We start from the raw sequence: 22,099 nt of genomic DNA, 5'->3' as shown, positions 1-22,099 counted from the left end.
GCGACAGCCGATGAGACGCGGATAGACGGCGAAGGGATCCGTCGAGGTAACCCCGGCAATGATTGTCGAGGCCGCCGAATTTTCGAGCGAGAAGATAGGCCGTGTTATCCAGTTCACCACGAATGGCAGCACGGCTCGTTGAGTTAGCCGGCGCCATCATGTGGAGGCAGCGCGTGGTTCAGATTGTTTATCCTCGCCGCCGGATCATGCGCTCGGGATGTTCCCAAGAGCATCCAGCCGTAGCACTCCCCGAGCTGCCCTAACGAGAGAGTTCGCTGGGCCGGGATTATGGCCGTTATGAACCTGACGCAATCGATGCAGCGCTGGCCTCGTCGGGCGCGTGGGCGGTTTATCGACATCAATCGGTCGCCGCGGATGTTGGGATGCGCAGGCGTCGGCGTAGTACCGATGCGCCTTGGGCATGTGGGCGTTGACAGTGACATGGCCGCAGCGACGTGTTTCAGACGCCGAGCAATTCCAAGGACTGAGCACCAGAACCGAACCTTCCGACGGATTTTCGCGAGCTGCATTCCTCCCTCCCCTCCTTATCAAAACCGCCGCTCGCGAATTCGCTGGCCAGTATATCTGCGATATGATATACATATATCACTCAGAGGATATACAAATGCCGCTCTTCATTCGCGATCCCGACGTCGATGCCATGGCCGTCGAGCTGCAGCAGATTACCAACGCGCGCAGCAAGACCGAGGCCGTCAGAACCGCCTTGCGCCATGAGATCGAGCGCAACCGCGGCAGCGTCCCGCTGCGCGAGAGACTTGCCAAAGTCAAGGAAATGGCGCGGCGGATCGGGCCGGCCAACCCTGATTTCGATATGAAGAAATTCACCGACCAAATGTGGAGCGACGACTGATGTTCGTCGATGCCTCGGTGATCGTTGCCATCCTGAACGAGGAACCTGGCGCGGAAGAACTGGAAAAGCGGCTCGCGGCCGCGACCAAGCCGCTGTATATCTCCCCGCTCGTCCGGTTCGAGGCAGTCCAGGGTCTCGCGCGAGCATCGGCCGAAGCCATCAAAAAGAACGCCAAGCCCACGGCCGACATGCTGGCGCAAGCCCGTGATACCGTCGACGCCTTTTTGATCGAGATCGCCGGCAAGGAAATCATGATATCCGGCGACATCGGCGACCGGGCGATCGAAGCCGGCATGAAATACGGCAAAGCAGTCGGGCACAAAGCCGATCTCAATTTCGGCGATTGTTTTGCCTACGCTTGCGCGAAGGCTCACCGGCTTGCCCTGCTTTACAAGGGCAATGACTTTTCACAAACTGATCTGGCGTAAGGCTTTCCTGGTCTTGCATCGCGGCGCGAGAGCCGATGGGCCCTTTTGCATGCTTTGGGCGAATCGTCGTCTTTCATGGTTAAACGCAATATTACGACGAACGTTCGCTGCAGCACTGGTTTTCTTCGGCACGATCACCGTCCAGGCACAGCGGGCAGACGGCATCTTCTGGGTGCTGCGATCGGGTGCGCCATGCCGCGATCTTCCAGGGGGCGATACGGCCCACGCACCACCTGCTGCAATCGCTTCGTTCGATGGCGGAAAGCAGGTGTGTGGGACCGCCTCATGCATGGCATCACCAAAGCCCATGATGCAACGGTGCAGATGATCGATACCTCCATTGTTCGCGTCCATCAGCAAGGCGCGACAGCAAAAAGGGGGATCGAGATTATTGTCTCGGTCGTTCCCGATGCGCGCTGACGATCAAAATCCATGCTCTTGTCGACGCCGAAGGCAGGCCGATCAAGCTGACGCTCACGGCAGGTCAAATGAGTGACATCGCCTACGCAGCGGACTTGATCAAGGATTTGCCCAAGGGTGCCATGCTGCTCGCCGACAAGGGCTATGATGCCACGCCTTGCGCAATGCCGTCACCGAGCAAAAGGCATGGGCCAACATCCCGCCCAAGGCCAACCGCAAGGACCCGATGTGCTTCAGCCCCTTTCTCTACAAGGCCCGCAACCTCGTCGAACGTTCTTCAACAAGGCCAAGCAGTTCCCTCGCATCGCAACTCGATATGACAAGCTGGCAGAAAACTACCTTGCTGCCCTGAAACTCGTGTCAACTCGCATCTGGCTACGCGGTGATGAGTCTACGTCCTAGCGTTTTGCGTGCCCTGCCCGGTTGTCATTCGCCGCGCATGGTCGCCTGGAACGTCGGCAGGTGCTTCTTCTGCGCCTCGAGCATTTTCTCGCGATAGACGCCATAGATGACGTCGGTGTCGTGCAGTGTGACGCCGGCAATTGTCGGCGAGGCAAAAACCGGCAGTTCGATGCCGCGTTTCGAAAGCGCCTCGGCGGTGCGGGCGATCAGCTCATGCGCCAGGATCATGGCAAGCACGGTCGACGAACCGGAGACCGGCCGGCTCCAGCCCTCGACCGGCACGATGGCATCCTCGATCGGCGAGCAGGTGTCGATGACAAGGTCGGCGGCATCGGCAAGCCGTTTGCCGGAAGAGTGCGTCGCCGGCTTGTCGAGATTGTTCTTGCTAGTTATCGCAACGACGAAGATGCCGCGTTTTTTCGCATAAAGCGCGGTGTCGATGCCGGACGAATTGCGGCCGCTGTGGCCAAAGATGATGATCGAATCGCCTTTGTTCAGCGGCTGGTGGTCGAGGAATTTCTCGGCGTATTTCTCGGTCCGCTCCAGCCACAGAAGTTCGCGCACGCCGCCGGCGCCGAGCACGTTATGCCACATGACACGCGGGTCGGTCAGCGGATTGAAGCCGACATAGCTGCCGTAGCGCGGAAACACTTCCTGGACCGGCAACACCGAGTGGCCCGAGCCGTAAAGATGAACCAACCCGCCGCTCTCGAGCGTGTCGGCAAAGCGGCTGGCCGCTTCGCCAAAGGCTTCGGCATTGGCTTTCGAGGCCTGTTCGATGAGGGCGGCAAGGCGGGGTATGTAAAGATCGGACATGTCGGTACTCCTGTTATGGGTCGGCTTGGGTATGGCTCAGCTTCTTGCGGTTGGCGCGGCGCGACCGGCACGCAGCGTCGAGCGGATTTCGTAGCGGTCGCCACGCATCACCGAGACGGTGAATTCGAACGGGCCGCGCTCGTCGGTGGTGATGCGCTCGACCACGAAAGCGGGGCTCCCCGCAGGCAGATCGAGCAACTCGGCATCCGCCGCCCCGACAGCGCCGACACGGTAGTTTTCGCGCGCTGCGACCGGCACGATGCCGTAATGGCGTTCCAGCGCTTCGTAGAGCGAGCCTTGCAGCAGGCCGGCATCGAGAAAGCCCGGCACGCGCGCGGCCGAGAGTTGCGCAGTCTGAATACCGATCGGTTCGTTGTTGCCGAGCCTGAGCCGCCGGATGCGCACCACCGGGTCGCCCTCCTCGATCTCCAGCGCTCCGGCCGCGGCGGCATTGGCGGTGGTCAGGCTGCAGTCGAGCAAGCGCGAGCCGGCGACCACGCCCATATTGCCCATTTCCTGCGTGAAGCTGGTGAGTTCGCGGGTGCCGGCGACCAGCGTGGTGGAGCGCACGAAGGTGCCACGGCCATGTTCGCGCCTGAGCAGCCCGTGCTCCTCAAGATTGCGCAAGGCGTGTCGCAGCGTGATGCGGCTCACCCCGAACAAGGCGCACAGTCGGTCTTCGGCCGGAATCTGGTCGCCGGTCGCCCACTCGCCACTCTTGACGATGGCGCGGATGGCCTCTTCCACCTGATACCAGAGCGGCTCGGGCCTTCTGCGGTCGGGCAGATGGAAGCTCGCTTGACTCATCTTATCTGCCTCCACTGTGCTCCGGCGAGACCGGCCAGCGAGGCGCCGACGAGACCGGCGCGGGAGCCGAATTCGCCGGACCGCAGAACGACGTCGCGCAGATGCGGCGGCAACTGACGCCGCAATGCCGCAAGCAGCGGCGGCCCTATCACGTCCAGCGCATCGGCAAGCCCGCCGGAAATCAGGATCGCCTGCGGATCGAGCAGCGCGACCGCACCCGCAAGGACAGTGCCCAGCCGGCGCGCCGGCAGCTCCAAGGCGTCAAGTGCGGCCGTGTTGCCAGCCCGCGCGGCCTCGACCAACCTGCCGCCATTGGCCAGCCCGATCTGGCGCGCCGCGGCGTCGAACGCCCGCCCGGAAGCGAAGCGCTCCAGCCAGCCGCTACGGTCCTCGCCTTCATCCTCGATGTCGGCGCAGGCCCAGCCGAATGAGCAGGCGCCGCCACGTGCGCCTGCAACGATGCGGTTGTTGGCCAGAACGGCGGAGCCGATACCGGTGCCGATCGCCAGCAGGATGGCATCGGACAGGCCCTTTGCGGCACCTTCGACCGCTTCGGCCAGCATGGCGACCTGCGCGTCATTGCCAATGGCAACAGGCAGACGAGGAAACAAGGCCGCGATGTCGATGCCGTCGAGATAGGGAAGGTTCGGAATCCAGCGGCAGACCGAGCCCTCGACAAGTCCGGGCACCGCAAGCCCGAGGGCGTCGACCGGACCGGCCTCGGCACGCAAGGCACCGATACGGGCGACGAAGGCATCCAGGCTTGTCGGCGCAGGCTCGCGGCTCAGCATCTCCAGCCAGCGAACATCGCCGCTATGGATTGCGGCGCGCAAATTGGTGCCGCCAAGATCGATAGCCAGAATGCGTGTCATCGAGAGCCGCTCCGATTGGCCGGCGCGAACAGGCCACTGCCGGCTTGCCAGGACTGCGAGGCCGCCGCAAAACCCTGCGCGTAGCGCGTGCCGCGCAGGCAGCCGCGAAGCCGATAAAGCGCACTGTAATAATCGACGTAGGGGAAACTGCTCAGGCCGCGTGCCAGTTCGTATTCCCGCACCGCCTCGCTCCAGGCCTCGAAGCCGTCGCTGACGTCGACGAGGTGTTCGGGGCGAAAGCCTTCGTCGTCCTCCCAGTTTTCGCCGAACAGCAGCAGTTGCGGTGTGTGTGCAGCATGATCGCGCTTCAGCGTCGGCAATGCCGCAAAAAAAATACCGGTCTGTGTCAGTCGGGCCGCGGCGCGATGGTCCTTGTGCCAGCTGCCATGCCAGTGAGTGATGACGATTTGCGGCTTCAACTCGCGCACAACATCGCAAACCTTGAGCGCCGTCTCGTCGTCGCAGGGCAGGAAGGCGTCGTGCAGCCCGAGACTGCGCATGGCAACGCCGAGCCTGGCTGCGGCCTTTGCGGCCTCCTCCTGCTTCTGGACGCAATAGTACTCGGGGGCGAGGCTTGGATGGCCCTGCTCGCCCATGCTGAGATGCAGGAAGGTGACTTCGGCACCGCCTTGCACCGCCGCCGCCGCCAGTGGACCGGCAATCACCTCGGCATCGAAGGCATGCGCCCCGACGACCAGAATCGAGCGTGCGGCATAGACCTTGTCCTCGATCATTTCGCGCCTCCCCCGGAGCCGACGCCCTCGCGAATCTGGCGGGCAAGCAGACAGTACATGATCAGGATGGGCGCCATGGAGATGGCAAGCGAGGCGAACACGAGGCCCCAATCCGTGCGGAACTGGCCGACAAACACGCTGATCGCCAGCGGCACGGTCTTGTAGCGGTCGTCGAAGATGAAGATCAGCGGGAAGAAGAAGTCGTTCCACACGGCGATAGCGGTGAAGATGGCGACGATCGATACGGCTGGTTTCACCATTGGCAGCACGATCTGGAACAGAATGCGCGCCTCGCCGGCCCCATCCATGCGCGCAGCCTCGTCGAGCTCGGACGGCAGTACCCGCATGAAATTTGCGAAGATGAAGACGGCGAATGGAATGCGGATGGCCGAATAGACAAGGATCAGGCCGATCAGCGAATCGAGCAGGCCAAGGTTGCGCATCAGCGTGAACAGCTCCACCGAGGCAAGCCGGATCGGCAGCATGATGCCGGACAGGAACAGGCCGAGCATGATACCGTTCCAGCCCAGCCGATAGCGGCTCAGCGGATAGGCGGCCATTGCCGACACGATAATCGTCAGGATCACCGCACCGCCGGTGACGATCAGGCTGTTGATGAAATTCTGGCCGAGATCGGCGCGCGTCCAGGCCGCAACGAAATTGTCGAAGGCAAAGCTTTTCGGCAGGCCAAGCCTGTTGTCGTAGATCTCCGCCGTGGTCTTGAAACAGGAGACGACGAGAATATAGAGCGGCAGCAGCACCGCTGCGGTCCACAGGACCAGCGCCGTCCAGCCGGGCAGCCGAGCAAGCTGTCGAGGGATGGCGAGCATATTCACAGTTGCACCGTGCGGCGGTCGAAGAAGCGCAGCATCACAAGCGTGCCGATGCTGAGGATGAGAAACAGCAGCGTTCCCAGCGCAAGCGCCAGGCCTATATCGGTGATACCGACCGCGCCTTCGGCGCCGAAAGCGAGCCGGTAGAAATAGGTCACCAGCGTGTCTGTGGAATAGCTCGGATTGCCCTGCACGCCTTGCATGACATAGACGATGTCGAACTGGTTGAAGGTGTTGATGAACGACAGCGTCGTCAACGTGCCGACGGCCGGCATCAGCAAAGGCAGGGCAACCGAGACCAGCATGCGGCCGCTGCCGGCGCCATCCAGCCTGGCAGCCTCGAATATCTGGGACGAAATCTGCCTGAGGCCGGCAGTGTAGATCAGCACCGGCAGGCCCATCCAGTTCCAGGCGTCGACGGCGATCAGCATCACGAGTGCCGTGTGGCTGTTGCCGAGAACCGTCAGGCTGCCTTGATGCAGGCCAAGGCCGTTGAGCATCCATTCGATGGTGCCGCCGGGCGCCAGCAGCAACCGCCACAGGGCGCCGACGATGACCGGGCTCAGCACTGCCGGGAAGAAGAATACCGACTGGAAGAAGGCCGCCCCCTTTTCGCGCAGAAACAGCAGCCAGGCAAACAGCAGACCAAGGCCGTTCTGGAACAGCATGATGCCGAAGAACCAGGCGACGTTGTGCCAGAGCGCCCCGTAGAGCCGTCCACCGCTCGGGAAAACGAACAGGCGGGTAAAATTCGAAACGCCGGCGAACTCCAGCATGCGCAGGCCCCTCCAGACGAAGAAGCTGCCCCACAGCGACATCAGCAGCGGATAAAGGACAAACAGCGCATAAACGGCCAGTGCCGGCACGATGAACAGCACGGCCATGCGCTGCTGGGTGCGCTGAAGGCTGCTTTTGCGGCGACGGGCGATCATGTGCTGTTTCGCGCAGGGTGTGACGGCCTACTGCTTCGGCTTGAACCAGCTGCTGACGGCGGCCTGCATGTCCGCCGCCAGCTTCTGCGGCGTGATGTTGCCTTCGACCATGTCGATGATCTCGGACTGCAGGATCGAGGAGGCCGTAGGCGTCTGCCAGCGGAAGCCGACAAGCGTCAGATAGGGTGTGGAATTCTTCGACATCTCCATCATCGTGGCGAGTACCGGGTCCTTCACGGTGACGTCGGTACGGGCCGGCGGCCAGCCCAACTCGTCGGCGAAGAGCTGCGCGAACTCGGCCGAAGCCATGAAGTTGAGCACCTTGATCGCTGCCTCCTTGTTGGTGCTTTCAGAGACCAGACCATAGGAGCCGTCTGAAAAGGCCGAGGTGTAGAGCTTGGTGGCAGGATCGTCGGCGGGGAACGGGAAGATCGAGAATTTCAGCTTCGGGTTCTGCGCCTTGAAGCTGCCGTTCTCGAACGAGCCGCCGAAGAACATGGCCGCCTTGCCGCCGATGAATTGCTGTGTCGAGGTGGTGTAATCGACCCCGGCAAAGCCGTCGGAGAAATATGGCTTCAAGTCGGCATAGCGTTTCAGGGCAGCCACGTAGCGCGGATCCTCGAAGGTCGCCTTGCCGCTCATCATTTCGTCGTAGAAGCCCGGGCCATAGATGGTCGGGCCGACAACACCGACGCCGATCTCCAGCGCCCAGGCGGAGCCGTTGGCACCACCGGCGGCTATTGGCGTTATCCCCGCCGCTTTCAGCTTCTCGCAGGCGGCGACGAAATCTTTGTAGGTCTTGGGAATCTCGATGCCCTGGGCGGCGAAGATGTCTTGATTGTAGAAGACGCCCATCATCGGCACCGAATAGGGCACGCCATAGATCTTGCCGTCGGCAACGCCACGAGCGCCGCCCAGCGCGCTATCGGGCATGTTCTTCAGCTCCGGCACGCTGTCGTCGAGCGGGTCGAGATAGCCACCCTCGATGAATGGTTGCAGTTCGCCGTAAGCCTTGAGCTGAGCGATATCAGGCCCGCGGCCGCCACGCAGCGCCGTACTCAGCCGGTTCTGGTAGTCGGCGTCGGGGGTGAACTGGATGTTGACCTTAATGCCGGGAGTCTTGGCCTCGAAGGCGTCGAAGATGCGGCGCATCGCAGCCTCGTCCTCGGTGCGCCAGCTCCACAGGGTCACGGTGTCGCCGGCCTTGGCCGGCAGTGCGGTGAAGACCCCAGTGCAGACTGCGGCAAACCCGCCGATCAGGCCGAGTGCGGCGCGTCGATGAATTGAAAACATGCTCAGTCTCCCATTCTGTCGATATTGTCATCCCCACGGCGGTTCAAAAGCCGCAAGGCAGTCATAGCTTTTCTCATGTCATTATAACGACATGACTTCGATCGCAAGAGCCTTGCGATATGTTCGGGCATGGCCGGCAGGGAGAAACAGCTCGAACCATTCCAGATAATTGCCTGTTTTCAAAGTATGATCCCGCACCTTTGTGGACCCGCGGTGAGAAAACGCCGCAGTACCGGCAGAAGCTCTCCACGAAGATAGCGCTTGCATCGTTGCTTCGAGTTGTCATAACGTCATCGGCATCGCTGTGCGGCTATGCGGAGGGTCCGGATGTCTTTGGCTTGGATTTCGAAACTGGCACTGGCTGCAGGGTTGTTGGCCTCGCCCACCATTGGTTGCGCCCAATCGGTCAACATTTCCTATCTGACCCACTGGTCGCCCGAAACGGTCGCTTTGCTGGACGCCGCGGCCAAGGACTACTCCAAGAGCAATCCCGATGTGACCGTCACCGTGCGCGCCGTCCCCTTCGGCGACCTCCTGACGACACTGCGTTCCCAGGGCGGCAGCTCGGACGGGCCGACGATCGGCGGCATCTACGATTTGTGGCTGCCCGAACTGGCGCGAGACAAACTGGTCGCGCCGGCCCCCGACACGGTTGCCGGCGAGGTCAGGAGTGCGTGGCCGGCCGGTGTCGTCAGCGCAGCCTCCGTTGGTGGCACGCTCTACGGCATTCCAAACGAGATCGACGTCTATGCGCTGAACTACAACAAGGAACTGTTCAAGCAGGCAGGCATTACGGCCGCGCCGAAAACCTGGTCCGAATTGAAGGATGCGGCCCAGAAGCTGACCAGGAAAGATGCCGGCCAGCAAGGTTTCGGCATGATCAATTCCTGGGCGGCGGGCGTCGTCCATCCCTTCGCCTCGCTGCTGGCCTCCAATGGCGGCGAGCTGGTCAAGGACGGCAAACCGGTGCTCGACAGTCCTCAAGCCGACGAGACTTTCCAGCTCTACGAGGACCTGATCAAGTCCGGTGCCAGCGATCCGGCGATGGCCACGGCCGACGCCAACACAACCGGTCCCTTCCTCGACAATTTCGTCTCCGGCAAGACCGGCATGATCATCATGGCCAACTGGTGGGAAAGCGCATTGAAGAGCGGCATGGGCGACAAGTTCTCCAATATCGCCACCGCACCCATCCCGGTCGGTCCGAGCGGCGACAAGCCGCACTCGATCTCCTATTCATGGATGACCGTCGTCAACGCCAATGCCGGTCAGGCCGAACAAAAAGCGGCATGGGATTTCCTGGTATGGCTGAACAGTCCGAAGTCCGGCAAGAACGGCGCATCGGCAATGTCGGATATTCTGATCTCGATGGGCATCCTGCCGACACGGACGTCCGACATCGAAGCCCATAAGGACAAGCTCGGTTCCGAGTTCCTGTCCGGCTATGTCAGCGTGCTTGCCGACGCCAAGCCCTTCCCTGTCGTCCCGGGCGGCCAGGAGTTCAGCGAATCGCTGCAGCAGACGCTCGAGGCGTTGCAGTATGGGCAGCTCTCGGCCAAGGATGCGCAGGCGAACGCGCAGGCCGATGCCGTCTCGATCCTGGAGCGTGCCGCCAAATAACGAAGGCGCTGTCTCGAGAGCCCGACGCTTTGGAAGCAGAGCGATGATCAAGACCTATCGTGCCTCGGCGGGCATCATGCTGGCGCCCGCCGTGACACTGATCGGCGTTTTCATCCTGCTGCCGATGCTGCTCACCATCTGGCTGTCATTCCAGGACTGGTCGACGCAGACGCCTTTTTCCAATGCGAGCTTCATCGGCTTCGACAATTTTCGCGAAATATTCGGACCGACCTCGGTCGGGCGGGATTTCAAGCGAGCGCTGCTCAACACCGCGATCTACACGGCATTGTCGGTGATGCTCATCCTGCCCCTTTCGGTCGCGTTCGGTTTGATGGTCTACCAGCGCGATGTCGCAGGCGGCACGGCGCTGCGGGCCGTGTTGTTTTCCACCTACATGGTGCCGATGATCGCCGTGACGCTGGTCTGGTCGAAGCTTTATTCGCCGAGCGAAGGGCCGCTCAACCAGATGCTCGGCCTCGCCGGCATCGGCCCGCAACCCTGGCTGTCCTCGCCAAGATCGGCGTTGATCTCGATCGTCGTCCTCAATGTCTGGCAGCAGATCGGCTATTTTACCGTGCTGGCCGTTGCCGGGCTGACCCAGATCCCGGGCAGTCTTTACGAGGCGGCGACTCTGGACGGCGCCACCCGACGCGAACAGTTCCGCTTTATCACGTTGCCGCTGCTGCGGCGCACGCTTCTGTTCAGCGCCGTCATCGCCATCATAAACGCCGTGCAGGTGTTCGAGCCGGTGGCGCTGATCACCCAAGGCGGGCCGGTCGGCTCGACCAATGTGCTGACCTATCACATCCGCCGTGTCGGCATCGAGCGCGCGCAAGGCGGATTGGGCTCGGCCATGGCAGTGATGCTGATGTTGGCGCTGATCGTCGTTGTGTGCGCGCTGTTTGCATTTGCCAACCGGAAGGATGACGAATGAGCGCGCCGGGCCGATCAGCATCGAGCCGGTTGGCGCGCAAACGCCTGGCGGGCCGCAGAGCACTGCTCGCCACGTTGATGCTGCTGGTTGCCGTGGCCTCCGCCTTTCCGCTGTTGTGGATGGTGCTCTCCAGCCTGAAGACGCCGGCCGAAACCATGCAGGTGCCGCCAGTGTGGATACCGCGCACGCCGAGCCTCGAAGCGTATGAGAAAGTGTCCGGCGTCATCAATGTCGGCCGCTCGATGTGGAATTCGCTGGTGATCGCCACGATCACCACCGCCGGCATTCTGGTCACCAGCATGATGGCTGGCTACGCCTTCGCCAAGCATCACTTTCCCGGCCGCTCACTGCTGTTTTCGGTGCTGATCGCCACAATGTTTCTGCCGCCGATCGTGACTTTGGTCCCGCTGTACCGTCTCGTCGGATCGATCGGTCTGAATGCCAGCCTTGCCGGCATCATCGTGCCCAACCTCGCCAATGCCTTCGGCATTTTCCTGATGCGCCAGTTCATCGCCGGCGTGCCGGACGATTTGATCGACGCGGCACGGATGGATGGGGCGTCGGAACTTGTGATCCTGTTCAAGATCGTCGCGCCGAGCGTGGCGCCCGCGACCGCGGCATTGGCGCTGTTGGCCTTCGTCTATCATTGGAACAGCTATCTGTGGCCGCTTACCGTGCTGCAGGGCAATGCGGAAGATTATCCGATCGTCATTAGCCTCAGCCGCCTGCTCAGCTACAACAGAGGTGCGCTCAACACCGGACTGGTCATGGCGGGCGCCACTCTTGCCGTCCTGCCGCCACTGGTGCTGTTCGTTTTCCTGCAGCGCTTCTTCGTGGATTCGATCGTCGGCTCGGCGATCAAGGGATAGCGTCGGCGGCACTGCCGGCTTACGCCGGTCGGTCGTTGGGACGCGCTCTGCAAGCTCCAGGCAATCAGCGAACTTGGACGCCAAATGCCCACAGCTTAGCTGCACCTGTGATACCGGTTGTTGTGCTACATATGTAACCATGCTCATCACCCCAGGAGCGGGAGATCATGGCACTTACCCATGAGACTATTGAACGGTCGGGATTTGGCGTCCTCACCGGAAGGCCGAAGGAGGTTGGTGACCGACTTGATCGCCTACTGCCGAGCTGGTCATAGCAGTAACGGTCGAGCATGGGAGTGAACCTGCTGTGCGCGGCCTCGCGGACACGCTCGTCAGCATTGCGCCTCTGGTGCGTACGATCCTGATGAGTCGCCAGCGCGAAGCCATAAGCACGATAATCGACGCCCTGGTCCCTGACGTACTCCCTCCGCAACACGTGCTCACACAAGCGCGGATGGCGGCCGAGGCGAGAAGAGAAGTATTGGAAAGCGGCGGTTGGCTGACCGCTCCTCAAGTCGCGACAATGGCAGGGTTCAGCACAAGCAACCCACGTGCGCAGCCAAACAAGTGGAAAAACAAGGCCGCATCTTCGCAGTTCGGCATCGGGGTGTAGACTATTTTCCCGGCTACGCTCTGGATATTGCAGCTGGATACGGCCCACTAAACCGCTCGCTAAGGTTCTGAGTGTGTTTCGCGGGAAAAAGGATGCCTGGGGGCTCGCCTATTGGTTTGCATCGATCAATAGCTTCCTTGGCGGCAAACGTCCGCAAGATGTGCTCGCCTCGGACCCCGAACGCGTTCTTTCAGCTGCCGTGGATGAGTTAGCACGCGCACCACATGGCTAACCGACGCGGCTTGGCGCACGAAGCTATCCATGAGCCGCATCCGATGGTGAGTCGCCAATGGCGCTTAGTATCGGACGCATCCAAGCCGGGCCTGTATGGCGGTTGAGACGAGTCTCTTTTTGTTACTCAGGGACAGTTGGCGCGACGCGATCTGAACGACATCGGCGGCCCGTGATGGCCCGAGATGCCGCAACGCCTGAACGACTGTTCCCGCAGCACTCCCCGGTGCTATCGGGTGTTTGGGCGACGCATGGCGCAGGTCGATAACACGCTTTCCGAGCACCGCGCGACGGGATGGACCATCCGTGAGATATGAGGTTCGGGCGGGAACTTGGCTGGTCAGACCAAGCGCATTGGCCGCATGCGTCCCGGCGACCTGCACATGAGAGCCCGACTCCCTGGCCAGCGCCTGGGCAACATAATCGGGCGACGGGGAAAGCGCCCCAAGTTTTGGATGCAGTTTCGGGAAATCGTAAAGTCCGCGGGCGAGACGCCGCAACCTATCTCTTTTGACGAGGCGCGAGAGCGCCTGATCGATCGCTGACCGTCCCGCCAGATCAAGAAAATCGCTGGGCGTGAAAACGCTCCCGCGCCCACTACCGCGGGCGCGCCTCAAGATCCGATCAGGAACTGAGGAAACGACCATCTTCATGCGTCAGAAAATAACGCATCTTTTACTGACATTCATCGAAAAAATAGGCATCGCTGTCTGGTTGCTAGGTTTCTCAACAGAGTGCGAGAGCCCAACCAAGCGCGGCGGACTCAGTTGGCGGGCCGCAGCGACAGAGGACTCGGAGACGGCTTGTCCGTGAGAACCTTGTTGAAACGAATGCGGGCGCGAGGGTCATGCCGGCCACCGGTCACGCCCGTCGGATGGCAGCCTGCTACAGACCGAGTACTGCGGAAAGCTGCCGAGACGATGACCGCCACAAAGTGACGGCTCGATGCCGAGCTTCACGCAGCAAATCTTGGCTCCGGAACTCCCGTTACGCCGAGGCCGGTGATGGCAAAAAGGCTGCCGCGTAAAACTCCGTCGCCCGGAAAGCGCGGCAGCGGCGGCTTGGCCATCGACGTGACGTACAGGGTATCGAGCTTCGGCCCGCCGAACATGACGCTGGTGATCTTCTTGACGGGCATGTCGATGATGCGGTCGACGCTGCCGTCGGGCGCGTAACGCACCAGCCTGCCGTCATAGACCAGCGCGTTCCAGAGGAAGCCCTCGGCATCGACAGTTGAGCCGTCGGCCGCCCCTCCCCGGCTGGTATCGACGCGAGTGAAAGTGCGCCGGTTGGTGGCGGCACCGGTTTCGATATCATAGTCGTAGGCCCAGATCTCGCCGGTCCAGGTGTCGGCGAAATAGAAGGTGCGGTCGTCTGGACTCCAGCACGGGCCGTTCGAGCAGATGATGCCGGAACCTATCCTGGTCACGGAGAAATCGGGATCGAGCCGGTAGAGCCCTCCGGAGGGTCCCTCTTCCATCGTGTCCATTGAGCCCGCGAAGAAGCGGCCGCGCCGATCGACCTTGCCGTCATTGAGCCGGTTCATCGGCCGGTCCGGCTCCGGATCGTGGATCGGCGTCACCTCGCCGGTGGCGAAATCAAGCAGATGGAAGCCGCGCTGCAGCGACACCACCGCGCCACCGCCGTCCTTGCGCAACGCCATCGAGCCGATCTTCATCGGCACGTCCCAGCAACGGATCTCGCGGCCGTCGGCGGTCGCCCGAAACACGCGCCCATCGAAACTGTCGATCCAGTAGAGGCGCTCCTGTTCAACGTCCCACAGCGGTCCCTCGCCCAGCGTGGTTTTCACGTCCACCACGACCTCGATCTTCATGCCGTCCTCCTCTGTTCGAACCTTGCAGAAACCGGTCAGAAGGCGACCTGGTCGCCGCCCTTCAATGACAGGATTTCGCGAGCCTCGTCGGGCGTCGCCACTTCCATGCCGAGGCCTTCGATAATCTTACGGGCAAGCACCACCTGCTCGGCGTTCGATTTGGCAAGCTTGCCCTTGCCGGCCCACAGACTGTCTTCGAGCCCAACGCGAATATTGCCGCCAAGCGCTGCCGATTGCGCGGCAATGCGCAGCTGGCTGGCGCCGGCACCCAGCACCGACCAGCGGTATTGATCGCCGAACAGGCGATCGGCGGTGCGCTTCATATGGGCGACGTCTTCCGGGTGCGTACCGATGCCGCCGAGCAGGCCGAACACGGACTGTACGAAGAACGGCGGTTTCACCAGCCCGCGATCGGCGAAATGCGAGAGGTTATAGAGATGGGCAATGTCGTAGCACTCGAACTCGAAGCGCGTGCCGTTGTCGTAACAGGTCTCCAGTATGTACTCGATGTCCTTGAACGAGTTGCGGAAGACCAGATCACGCGTCGCTTCCAGGTGCGGCTTTTCCCAATCGAACTTGAACGTTTCGTATTTGTCTACGAGGTGATAGAGCCCGAAATTGATCGACCCCATGTTGAGCGAGGCGACTTCCGGCTTGAACTGGGCGGCGGGCCGCACACGCTCCTCCACCTTCATGTAAGGACTGCCGCCGGTGGTGATGTTGATGGCGGCATTGGTGCCTTGCTTGACGCGCGGCAGGAAACGCGCGAACGCCTCCGGCGTCTGGTCGGGCTTGCCGGTCTCAGGGTCGCGGGCATGCAGATGCAGGATTGCCGCACCAGCCTCGGCCGCCGCAATCGCCTCCGAGGCGATCTGGTCTGGCGTGATCGGCAGATAAGGCGACATGGTCGGCGTATGGATTGCCCCCGTCACCGCACAGGTGATGATGATCTTGCCCTTGGCCTGCGGGGCGCCGGGCTTGCGGCTTGTTTCCATCATCGTCCAAACTCCTGATCCGATTTTTTCTTGTGCGCCGCCAGCGCCATCAGCCGACGGTCGCGCCAGACCTGCCGTTCGCCGAGTTCTTCCCGCGGCAGGCGCTTGCGGCGCTCGGCCTCGATCGTCTCCATGACCTCGCCGGCCCAGTCGACCCGACGCAGCATCTGCGGGAAGATGTTGGAATAGATCGTCTGGTAGCGCTCTACATAGTCGCGCACACCACCAGGCGCGTTGAGGTCGATCGTTTCGAACGGACCCATGAACGACCAGCGCAGCGCCAGCCCCTCGCGCAGGCCCGTGTCAACGTCCTCAACGCTGGCGTAGCCGTCGGCGACGAGCCGGAACGCCTCCTCCAACAGCGCGCCCTGCAAGCGGTTCATGATGAAGCCGTCGAGTTCGCGCTTCATCACCAGCGGCGCGTGGCCCGCTTCGACAAGAAAGGCGCGGGTCCTTTCCACCGTTTCGGCGGAGGTCCATGGCGCCGGCACGACTTCCGCTGCCGGGATGAGATAGGGCGGATTGATTGGATGTACGACGAGGCAGCGATGCCGCGCCTGCAGATGATCGGTGAATTTCGACGGCAACAGCGCCGAGGTGGAACTGGCGATCACCGCCTGCGGACCGGCAAGGGCGTCGATCCGGGAGAACACGTCACGCTTCACCTCCAGGTTTTCGGGTGTGTTCTCCTGGACGTGGACGGCATCGGCCAGGGCCTCGCCAAGCTCCGCCACAATGGTGATGCGGCCAAGCACGGCATCGACCGCCTGTCCCCGCAGCAAATCGTTGGCGGCGAGGTCGCCGAGCACGCCGGCGATATAGTCGCGCGCACCGCTGGTCGCGGCCGGCGCCTGGTCCCACATCCGCACATCATGCCCCGCGCGAGCGAAGCTGATCGCCCACGCTCGCCCGATGAAACCGCTTCCGACAATTGCTACCTTCGCCATGATTGCCCCTCAGAGTGTCTCGACATTGCCGTCGACGCCAAGCGATTGGCCGGAAATGTTGACGCCCGCATCGGAAAGCAGGAAGGCGACCATCGCGGCAACATCGTATGGGCTGGTAATGCGGCGCAGCGAGATGTTCTGCAGATAGCGCTGCGTCATCTCCTCGTTTGAAACGCCGAGCTGCTTTGCCCGGTCGGCAATGACCTTGTCGATGCGCGGCCCTTCGATGATGCCGGGCAAGATGGCGTTGACCCTGATCCCATGCGGTCCGAGTTCCTTGGCAAGACTCTGGGTCAGGCCGACAACGCCGAACTTGGCAGCCGAATAGGGGGTGCGGAACGCGTAGCCATGGCGGCCGGCGGCCGAAGACATCGAGACGATCGAGCCGCCGCCCGCCGCCTTGATCAGCGGCACGGCACGCCGCGCGCACAGGAACTGGCCTGTCAGGCAGATATCTATGCAACGCCGCCAGTCTGCCGGATCGATCTCGTCGACGCCGCCGGTTGGCCCGGCAATGCCGGCATTGTTGATCAGGGCGTCGAGCCCGCCGAGCTTCTCCTTGACGATCTCGAACAGTCGGTCGACATCGCCGTCGCGCGAAACGTCGGCCTTGACTACGGCGGCGAGCGTAATTCTCTCTGGAGCAGCGGCCAGCGCCTCGTCCGAAATATCGCAGATCGCGACGCGTGCGCCGAGCCGCGATAGCGTCTCTGCAATGGCAAAGCCAATGCCGCCAGCGCCCGCCGTGACCAGCACGCGCTGGCCTTTGAGCCCGGTCAGGAATTCGTCCGCCGATGCCGGTGAGCTTGAGCTCATTGTTCCATCCCTTTCACTGAATCCGCCTTTCGCGCAGCGCCATGACGGCACCGAGCACCACCAGCCCAAACAGAATCGCCCGCGTCGCATAAGGCAGCGTCGTGCCGGCGAGCAGCATCTGCAACGCGGTCAGGAGCAGCACCCCACCCAGCATGCCGAGATAGTGGCCACGCCCGCCGGTAATCAGCGCACCGCCGACCACGACGACGGCGATGGAGGGCAGTAGATAATCGTCGCCCATGCCGAGGCTGGCCTGGCCGGAAAAGCCGGTCAGCATGATGCCGACGATCGCCGCGCAGACCGCCGACAGCACATAGACGAGGATGAGCGTGCGACCGACCGCGATGCCGGAGAGCTGGGCTGCGCGCAGGCTGTTGCCGATGCCATAGACGCGGCGGCCGAAAGCGGTGCGGCCGAGCAGCAGTACGGCAAATACGACGAAGGCGATCATGAACAGCACCACCGGCGTGATGGCGAATATTTTGCCGGTCATGAACCAGCGCAGCATCGGCGAGGAGAAGCCGGCCGGCGTGCCTTGCGAGTAGAGCAAAGCGAAACCTTGCAGAATGCCGTTGGTGGCCAGCGTCATTACAATTGGCGAAATGCCGAGGAAGACGATGCCGATGCCGTTGGCGAGACCGATCAGGCAAGCGATGAGCAGCACCGCCGGCAGCGCATAGGCAAGTGCAGCATCCGATCCGTTGACCATGCCAGCAAGCAGGATGCCCGAGAGGCCGATCGTCCACGGCAGCGACAGGTCGAGCCCACCGGTGAGGATTACGCTGCCCTGCCCAAGCGCCAGGATGGCAAGGAAGCTCGACAGCACGAACAGCGAGTTCCAGTAGGTGACGTTGACGATGGCGCGTCCAAGCCAGATCTGGGTGACGATCACGACGACGGCCAGGCAGACATAGGCCGGCAGCGCATAGCGCAGCGTCTCGGCGTTACGGACATGGAAGGCCGGCTGCGGCGCCTGCTGGTCGCCAGCGCTGCCCCGCTTGATTCTCAGCCGCCGGTCGGTGCGATCGATCTGCGAGGGCAGCATTCCGGCGCGCCACGCGGCCAGCCGAGCCCGTAGCGCACGCAGTTGGCGGGCAAGCACGGAGCCATGCGACAGCGAGCCGGCAAGCACGGCAAGGATCAGGATCATGCCCTCGGCGATCGTCGAATAATAGGCCGAGACGTTGAGCACGAGCAGGATGTTGACGACCATCATCAGGATGTAGGCGCCGAAGACGGTGCCGACTGGCCCGCCTTGACCGCCGCCCAGCCTTGTGCCGCCGACGACGACTGCCGCGAACATCGACAGCAACAACGGGTTGCCGACCAGCGGATCGCCGCTGCCGGTCTGGGCGCTGATGAAAACGCCGGCAAGCCCATAGCAGCCGCCGGCAATGACATAGACCAGGAAGCGTACGAGAACGACGCGCACACCGACCGCGGCGGCGGCATCCGGGTCGCTGCCGACCGCATAAAGCGCCGTCCCGAAGCGTGTTCCTTTGAGCCAGAACCAGCCGAGCAGGACGACGCCGATGACCACCAGCGGCATCGGTATCCAGCCGGCAATGGCATCACCGAGATAGAAGGCGCCAAGATCGGGCGAGACGAAACCGCCCGGCTTGTCCATGACCAGCAGCGTTACCCCCTGCAGGATGAACATGGTCGACAGTGTGACGACGATTGGCTGCATGCGCAGGACGGCGATGAAGAAGCCGTTGAAGGCGCCGACCAGCATGCCGACACCAATTCCGGCCAAGGTCCACAGCGCGACACTCGTGCCGGTTGCCATCGGATCCATGCCTTTTGCCAGAACGACATTGACCAGCGAGATCACCGCGCCCGCGGACAGGTCGAAACCGCCGGACAGGATGACCAGGGTCTGGCCGATCGCCGCCAGTGCCGAGGTGGCGCCGCCGCTCGACAGGAACGAAATATCGAAATAAGTGAGCCGCCCGGCACTTACCAGATCAACGATTAGCAGGAGCACGGCAAAGACGATCGCCGCGATGATCGCGCCGCGATGCCGCGCGAGGAGCCGCGACACTGTTGCGGCCGGTGCCGCGGGCGAACTCGTCACGCTCATTCCGCCGCCTCCCGGACCAACTCGCCATGGCCAAGCGCCGGCCGCATGATCGCGCCTTCCGTGATGTCGTTGCCGGCAAGCTCCGCCACCAGGTGACCGTCGTAGAGGACGAGCACCCGGTCGCATTGATGGACCAGCTCGGGAATTTCGGTTGAATGCAGAAGGATCGAGCCGCCGGCCGCCACATAGTCGCGCATCATCACATAGAGCTCGTGCTTGGTGCCGACGTCGATGCCGCGGGTCGGATCGAAAAGCAGCAGGATCCGGCTTTCGGCGACCAGCCATTTGGCAATGGCTATCTTCTGCTGGTTGCCGCCAGAGAACGCCCCTGCCCTCGTCCATAATGCACTGCGGTCGACCTCCACGGTTGAGAAGGCGGACTGCACGGCCTTTGCCTCCTCGTCGTTTCTGATCAGGCCAAATCGGGTAAAGCGTTCGACCACAGGCAGCGATGCATTCTGCCGGCCCGAGAGCTTCAGGAACAGGCCTTCGGTCTTGCGGTCCTCCGGCACCAGCCCGATCGCCATGTTGGGCTTGAGCGCATCGGAGGGCGAGCCGAGCCAGACCTTGCGGCCGTCGACCAGGACATGGCCGCGCTCGATCTCGGCCATGCCGAAGCAGGCGAGGAACAAGTCGAGCTGCCCCATGCCCTGAAGCCCGGCAATGCCGAGAATCTCGCCCTTGCGCAGGTCGAAATCGACGCCGTCGAGCTTCCTCCCCGTCTTGAGATCGCGCACACCGAGCACCGGCGGACCGAAGGCGGCCTCACTTTGAGGTTTCGGCGGGAAGGTCTGGGCGATGCTGCGGCCGATGATCTTTTCGATCACCTCACCATCCGAAACATCGGCAACCGGCGCGGTCACGATGTGGTGGCCGTTCCTGAGAATGGTCAGCGTGTCGCAGAAAGCCCGCACCTCGCGCATGCGATGGGTGATGAACACGACCGTGGTACCGGCCGCTTTCAATTGCGCGATGATGGCGCCCAGCCACTCGACATCGCCACCTGACAGTGTCGAAGTCGGCTCGTCGAGCAGAAGGATGCGCGGCTTGCGATAGAGCGCGCGCGCGATTTCGATCTTCTGGCGGATGGCGAGATCGAGCGTCGCTACCTCGGCATCGAGATCGACCGTAAACCCCAGATCGGAGATGTGCTTGCGGACTGCCTTGCGCGCGCTCAACCGCCTGATCAGGCCGATCGAGCCAACGGGCGCGTAAGGCAGCAACATGTTATCGAGAACGCTGAGATCGCGTACCAGGGTCATTTCCTGGAAGGCTGTCTGCACGCCTTTGGCATGCGCGGCGCGCGGCGAACCGAGTGGCGCCGGTTCGCCTGACACGGTGATTTGCCCATCGTCGGGCCGTACCAGCCCCGACAGCAGCTTAACGAGCGTGGACTTGCCCGCACCGTTCTCGCCAAGCAAGGCATGCACGCTGCCGGAAGCGATCTCGAAGGAAACGCCATCGAGGGCAACTGTTGCGCCAAACGCCTTGCGGACGCCCTCTATGCCGACAGCTGTCGAATGCGCTGACATCATGATCTCAGTCCCAGCCCGCATGAAAGCTGCGTGGAGCGCCTCGAAAGCACCCCACGCCCCACTTCGGAAGGCCTACTCCTCGGGCTGGCCTACAAGGGCGGCCGCGAGACCGATCTCAGGTGTCTGATCGGAGAAGATCGAGGCGAACCAGCCTGGGTTCGAGACCAGCGACGGTTTGAACGCATTGCAACCAGCCTTCATCTCCGCCCAGGTGCCCTCGTCGCAAAGCTTTATCGTCTCGTTGGTGACGACCGGCAGCGGCAGGATCGTCTTCTTGGCAACGTGCTTGCCTTCAAGCGCCTCGACGGCAAGCTTGAGAGCGAGCGCCCCGGAATAAGGCGGCGAGGCGTAGGAAATGCGCGGCGCGCCGAGCGGCGCATAGGGAGAGGTTGCGCCCTCGACCTCCGTGCCCTCCGGCAGCATCTGGATGCGCCCGCCATTGGAGCCCTCGCCGGCGCAAGGCAGGAGTTCGCTGACCTTCTTGCCGGCCTCGAGCTGCATGGAATTGGCAGTGAAGCAGCCTACCTGCATCCACAGCCCATTTATGTCATCCCAGCTGCGCGTCGCCAATATCTTGGACAGTTCGGTACGGGCCACCGCCTGGCTCCACATGCCGACAGCTTCGCCGACGATCTTGATGTCGGGATGCTTGGCAAACACCTCCTTCGCGGCCTTGGTGCGCAGATCATCGACCGACGTGCCGGGAACGCCGGTCACCGCGATGATGTTGCCCTTGCCATTAAGTTTCTTGACCAGCCACTCCGCCGTCACCCGGCCAGCCTCTTCCTGGTCGATATGGACGTTGTAGGCGCAGGGCTCGGTGATCTCGGCATCATAGGCAAACACCTTTACCCCCTTGTCGCAGGCGTTCTTCACCACCTGGTTGAGCGCTGTCGGCGAGATCGGGAAAATCACGATGGCTTCGGCGCCTGCCTGCACCATCGCGTTGATCTGCTGGATCTGGCGCTGTGCGTTCGGCCCCGCCACCTGAACCTGGAGGTCGACCTTGTCGGCCATGCTCTTGTGCGACGCCATCGCCTTGAGCATGTTGGCGGCCTCGGCCTGCCAATCATTGCCGATGAAGCTCATGCTGAGAAATATCTTGTGCTTTCCGGCCGCTTCGGCGGCGGACGTACCACAAACGCAAACAGCCATGCCGGCAAGCAGCGCAAGCCGCCGGGCTTTCGATCCGATACCCATTCGAAACTCCTCCC

Annotated in this window: 20 protein-coding genes and 2 pseudogenes; 7 read left to right on the top strand and 15 right to left on the bottom strand. The window is 62.4% G+C overall.

The window, feature by feature from the left end; genetic code table 11:
* Nucleotides 1-625: 625 nt before the first annotated feature.
* The 3 genes and pseudogenes from NKI50_RS10175 to NKI50_RS10165 form a co-directional block, all read left to right on the top strand.
* Complete coding sequence (locus tag NKI50_RS10175) at nt 626-871, top strand: type II toxin-antitoxin system VapB family antitoxin (protein ID WP_023722247.1); 246 nt, start codon at nt 626-628, stop codon at nt 869-871.
* Nucleotides 871-1,299, top strand: coding sequence for a type II toxin-antitoxin system VapC family toxin (locus tag NKI50_RS10170; protein ID WP_352716402.1), 429 nt, complete (start codon nt 871-873; stop codon nt 1,297-1,299). Before NKI50_RS10175 ends, NKI50_RS10170 begins: the two co-directional genes overlap by 1 nt.
* A gap of 157 nt (nt 1,300-1,456) precedes the next feature.
* Nucleotides 1,457-2,121: pseudogene (locus NKI50_RS10165) on the top strand (IS5 family transposase); the annotation flags it as partial.
* Nucleotides 2,122-2,145: 24 nt separating this feature from the next.
* On the opposite strand, the gene NKI50_RS10160 reads toward NKI50_RS10165, so the two are convergent.
* Genes NKI50_RS10160 through NKI50_RS10130 form a run of 7 tightly spaced genes read right to left on the bottom strand, consistent with a single transcriptional unit; the run spans nt 2,146 to nt 8,408 of the window.
* Nucleotides 2,146-2,937 (bottom strand): sugar isomerase domain-containing protein, encoded by a 792-nt coding sequence (locus tag NKI50_RS10160; RefSeq protein ID WP_023722251.1) that lies wholly within the window; start codon nt 2,935-2,937, stop codon nt 2,146-2,148.
* 36 nt (nt 2,938-2,973) lie between these two features.
* Nucleotides 2,974-3,744, bottom strand: coding sequence for a GntR family transcriptional regulator (locus NKI50_RS10155; RefSeq protein ID WP_031195039.1), 771 nt, complete (start codon nt 3,742-3,744; stop codon nt 2,974-2,976).
* Complete coding sequence (locus NKI50_RS10150; protein WP_352716400.1) at nt 3,741-4,616, bottom strand: ROK family protein; 876 nt, start codon at nt 4,614-4,616, stop codon at nt 3,741-3,743. Before NKI50_RS10150 ends, NKI50_RS10155 begins: the two co-directional genes overlap by 4 nt.
* Nucleotides 4,613-5,350, bottom strand: coding sequence for a PIG-L deacetylase family protein (locus NKI50_RS10145; protein WP_352492816.1), 738 nt, complete (start codon nt 5,348-5,350; stop codon nt 4,613-4,615). Before NKI50_RS10145 ends, NKI50_RS10150 begins: the two co-directional genes overlap by 4 nt.
* Nucleotides 5,347-6,180, bottom strand: a complete 834-nt coding sequence (locus NKI50_RS10140; RefSeq protein ID WP_352716422.1) for a carbohydrate ABC transporter permease — start codon at nt 6,178-6,180, stop codon at nt 5,347-5,349. Before NKI50_RS10140 ends, NKI50_RS10145 begins: the two co-directional genes overlap by 4 nt.
* Nucleotides 6,181-6,182: 2 nt before the next feature.
* Nucleotides 6,183-7,115, bottom strand: coding sequence for a carbohydrate ABC transporter permease (locus NKI50_RS10135; RefSeq protein WP_352716398.1), 933 nt, complete (start codon nt 7,113-7,115; stop codon nt 6,183-6,185).
* 27 nt (nt 7,116-7,142) lie between these two features.
* Nucleotides 7,143-8,408: an extracellular solute-binding protein gene (locus NKI50_RS10130; RefSeq protein WP_352716396.1), complete on the bottom strand. Its 1,266-nt coding sequence runs from the start codon at nt 8,406-8,408 to the stop codon at nt 7,143-7,145.
* A gap of 327 nt (nt 8,409-8,735) precedes the next feature.
* Between NKI50_RS10130 and NKI50_RS10125 the strand changes: the two genes are divergently transcribed.
* The 4 genes from NKI50_RS10125 (at nt 8,736) to NKI50_RS10110 (ending at nt 12,444) form a co-directional block, all read left to right on the top strand.
* Nucleotides 8,736-10,028, top strand: coding sequence for an ABC transporter substrate-binding protein (locus NKI50_RS10125; protein WP_352716394.1), 1,293 nt, complete (start codon nt 8,736-8,738; stop codon nt 10,026-10,028).
* Between the two features lie 43 nt (nt 10,029-10,071).
* The gene (locus tag NKI50_RS10120) at nt 10,072-10,962 is read left to right on the top strand and encodes a carbohydrate ABC transporter permease (protein ID WP_352716392.1); all 891 of its coding nucleotides are present in this window, start codon (nt 10,072-10,074) and stop codon (nt 10,960-10,962) included.
* A complete protein-coding gene (locus NKI50_RS10115) occupies nt 10,959-11,831 on the top strand; it encodes a carbohydrate ABC transporter permease (RefSeq protein ID WP_352716390.1) in 873 nt (290 codons plus the stop codon). The genes NKI50_RS10120 and NKI50_RS10115 overlap by 4 nt, the downstream gene beginning before the upstream one ends.
* Nucleotides 11,832-12,138: 307 nt before the next feature.
* Nucleotides 12,139-12,444 (top strand): hypothetical protein, encoded by a 306-nt coding sequence (locus NKI50_RS10110; protein WP_352716388.1) that lies wholly within the window; start codon nt 12,139-12,141, stop codon nt 12,442-12,444.
* Between the two features lie 255 nt (nt 12,445-12,699).
* Here NKI50_RS10110 and NKI50_RS10105 read toward each other — a convergent pair.
* The 8 genes and pseudogenes from NKI50_RS10105 to NKI50_RS10070 all read right to left on the bottom strand — a co-directional run bounded on the left by NKI50_RS10105 (nt 12,700) and on the right by NKI50_RS10070 (nt 22,085).
* Nucleotides 12,700-13,328: pseudogene (locus NKI50_RS10105) on the bottom strand (DUF6088 family protein).
* Nucleotides 13,329-13,630: 302 nt separating this feature from the next.
* Nucleotides 13,631-14,509 (bottom strand): SMP-30/gluconolactonase/LRE family protein, encoded by an 879-nt coding sequence (locus NKI50_RS10100; RefSeq protein WP_352716386.1) that lies wholly within the window; start codon nt 14,507-14,509, stop codon nt 13,631-13,633.
* Nucleotides 14,510-14,544: 35 nt separating this feature from the next.
* On the bottom strand, nt 14,545-15,507 hold the full coding sequence (kce, locus tag NKI50_RS10095) for a 3,5-dioxohexanoate:acetyl-CoA acetone transferase (RefSeq protein ID WP_352716384.1): 963 nt from the start codon (nt 15,505-15,507) through the stop codon (nt 14,545-14,547).
* A complete protein-coding gene (locus NKI50_RS10090) occupies nt 15,504-16,451 on the bottom strand; it encodes a 3-hydroxyacyl-CoA dehydrogenase (RefSeq protein WP_352716382.1) in 948 nt (315 codons plus the stop codon). Before NKI50_RS10090 ends, kce begins: the two co-directional genes overlap by 4 nt.
* A gap of 9 nt (nt 16,452-16,460) precedes the next feature.
* Nucleotides 16,461-17,267: an SDR family oxidoreductase gene (locus tag NKI50_RS10085; protein WP_352716380.1), complete on the bottom strand. Its 807-nt coding sequence runs from the start codon at nt 17,265-17,267 to the stop codon at nt 16,461-16,463.
* Nucleotides 17,268-17,280: 13 nt separating this feature from the next.
* Complete coding sequence (locus NKI50_RS10080) at nt 17,281-19,350, bottom strand: ABC transporter permease (RefSeq protein ID WP_352494304.1); 2,070 nt, start codon at nt 19,348-19,350, stop codon at nt 17,281-17,283.
* Nucleotides 19,347-20,885 carry a sugar ABC transporter ATP-binding protein gene (locus tag NKI50_RS10075; protein WP_502895957.1) on the bottom strand — a complete coding sequence of 513 codons (1,539 nt, stop codon included), beginning with the start codon at nt 20,883-20,885 and terminating at the stop codon, nt 19,347-19,349. Before NKI50_RS10075 ends, NKI50_RS10080 begins: the two co-directional genes overlap by 4 nt.
* A gap of 72 nt (nt 20,886-20,957) precedes the next feature.
* The gene (locus NKI50_RS10070) at nt 20,958-22,085 is read right to left on the bottom strand and encodes a sugar ABC transporter substrate-binding protein (RefSeq protein ID WP_023722272.1); all 1,128 of its coding nucleotides are present in this window, start codon (nt 22,083-22,085) and stop codon (nt 20,958-20,960) included.
* Nucleotides 22,086-22,099: the final 14 nt, after the last annotated feature.

This window comes from Mesorhizobium sp. M0563 (assembly GCF_040321065.1).
Classification (GTDB): Bacteria; Pseudomonadota; Alphaproteobacteria; order Rhizobiales; family Rhizobiaceae; genus Mesorhizobium.
This window is presented reverse-complemented; position numbering and strand designations above follow the sequence as displayed.

What these genes read in the sequence shown, in the direction of transcription:
- NKI50_RS10100 (WP_352716386.1), bottom strand. Translation starts at nt 14,509, where the DNA reads ATGAAGATCGAGGTCGTGGTGGACGTGAAAACCACGCTGGGCGAGGGA.
- NKI50_RS10115 (WP_352716390.1), top strand. Translation starts at nt 10,959, where the DNA reads ATGAGCGCGCCGGGCCGATCAGCATCGAGCCGGTTGGCGCGCAAACGC.
- NKI50_RS10125 (WP_352716394.1), top strand. Translation starts at nt 8,736, where the DNA reads ATGTCTTTGGCTTGGATTTCGAAACTGGCACTGGCTGCAGGGTTGTTG.
- NKI50_RS10070 (WP_023722272.1), bottom strand. Translation starts at nt 22,085, where the DNA reads ATGGGTATCGGATCGAAAGCCCGGCGGCTTGCGCTGCTTGCCGGCATG.
- NKI50_RS10150 (WP_352716400.1), bottom strand. Translation starts at nt 4,616, where the DNA reads ATGACACGCATTCTGGCTATCGATCTTGGCGGCACCAATTTGCGCGCC.
- NKI50_RS10085 (WP_352716380.1), bottom strand. Translation starts at nt 17,267, where the DNA reads ATGAGCTCAAGCTCACCGGCATCGGCGGACGAATTCCTGACCGGGCTC.
- NKI50_RS10160 (WP_023722251.1), bottom strand. Translation starts at nt 2,937, where the DNA reads ATGTCCGATCTTTACATACCCCGCCTTGCCGCCCTCATCGAACAGGCC.
- NKI50_RS10120 (WP_352716392.1), top strand. Translation starts at nt 10,072, where the DNA reads ATGATCAAGACCTATCGTGCCTCGGCGGGCATCATGCTGGCGCCCGCC.
- NKI50_RS10075 (WP_502895957.1), bottom strand. Translation starts at nt 20,885, where the DNA reads ATGATGTCAGCGCATTCGACAGCTGTCGGCATAGAGGGCGTCCGCAAG.
- NKI50_RS10170 (WP_352716402.1), top strand. Translation starts at nt 871, where the DNA reads ATGTTCGTCGATGCCTCGGTGATCGTTGCCATCCTGAACGAGGAACCT.
- NKI50_RS10175 (WP_023722247.1), top strand. Translation starts at nt 626, where the DNA reads ATGCCGCTCTTCATTCGCGATCCCGACGTCGATGCCATGGCCGTCGAG.
- NKI50_RS10130 (WP_352716396.1), bottom strand. Translation starts at nt 8,408, where the DNA reads ATGTTTTCAATTCATCGACGCGCCGCACTCGGCCTGATCGGCGGGTTT.
- NKI50_RS10155 (WP_031195039.1), bottom strand. Translation starts at nt 3,744, where the DNA reads ATGAGTCAAGCGAGCTTCCATCTGCCCGACCGCAGAAGGCCCGAGCCG.
- kce (WP_352716384.1), bottom strand. Translation starts at nt 15,507, where the DNA reads ATGATGGAAACAAGCCGCAAGCCCGGCGCCCCGCAGGCCAAGGGCAAG.
- NKI50_RS10140 (WP_352716422.1), bottom strand. Translation starts at nt 6,180, where the DNA reads ATGCTCGCCATCCCTCGACAGCTTGCTCGGCTGCCCGGCTGGACGGCG.
- NKI50_RS10090 (WP_352716382.1), bottom strand. Translation starts at nt 16,451, where the DNA reads ATGGCGAAGGTAGCAATTGTCGGAAGCGGTTTCATCGGGCGAGCGTGG.
- NKI50_RS10080 (WP_352494304.1), bottom strand. Translation starts at nt 19,350, where the DNA reads ATGAGCGTGACGAGTTCGCCCGCGGCACCGGCCGCAACAGTGTCGCGG.
- NKI50_RS10145 (WP_352492816.1), bottom strand. Translation starts at nt 5,350, where the DNA reads ATGATCGAGGACAAGGTCTATGCCGCACGCTCGATTCTGGTCGTCGGG.
- NKI50_RS10135 (WP_352716398.1), bottom strand. Translation starts at nt 7,115, where the DNA reads ATGATCGCCCGTCGCCGCAAAAGCAGCCTTCAGCGCACCCAGCAGCGC.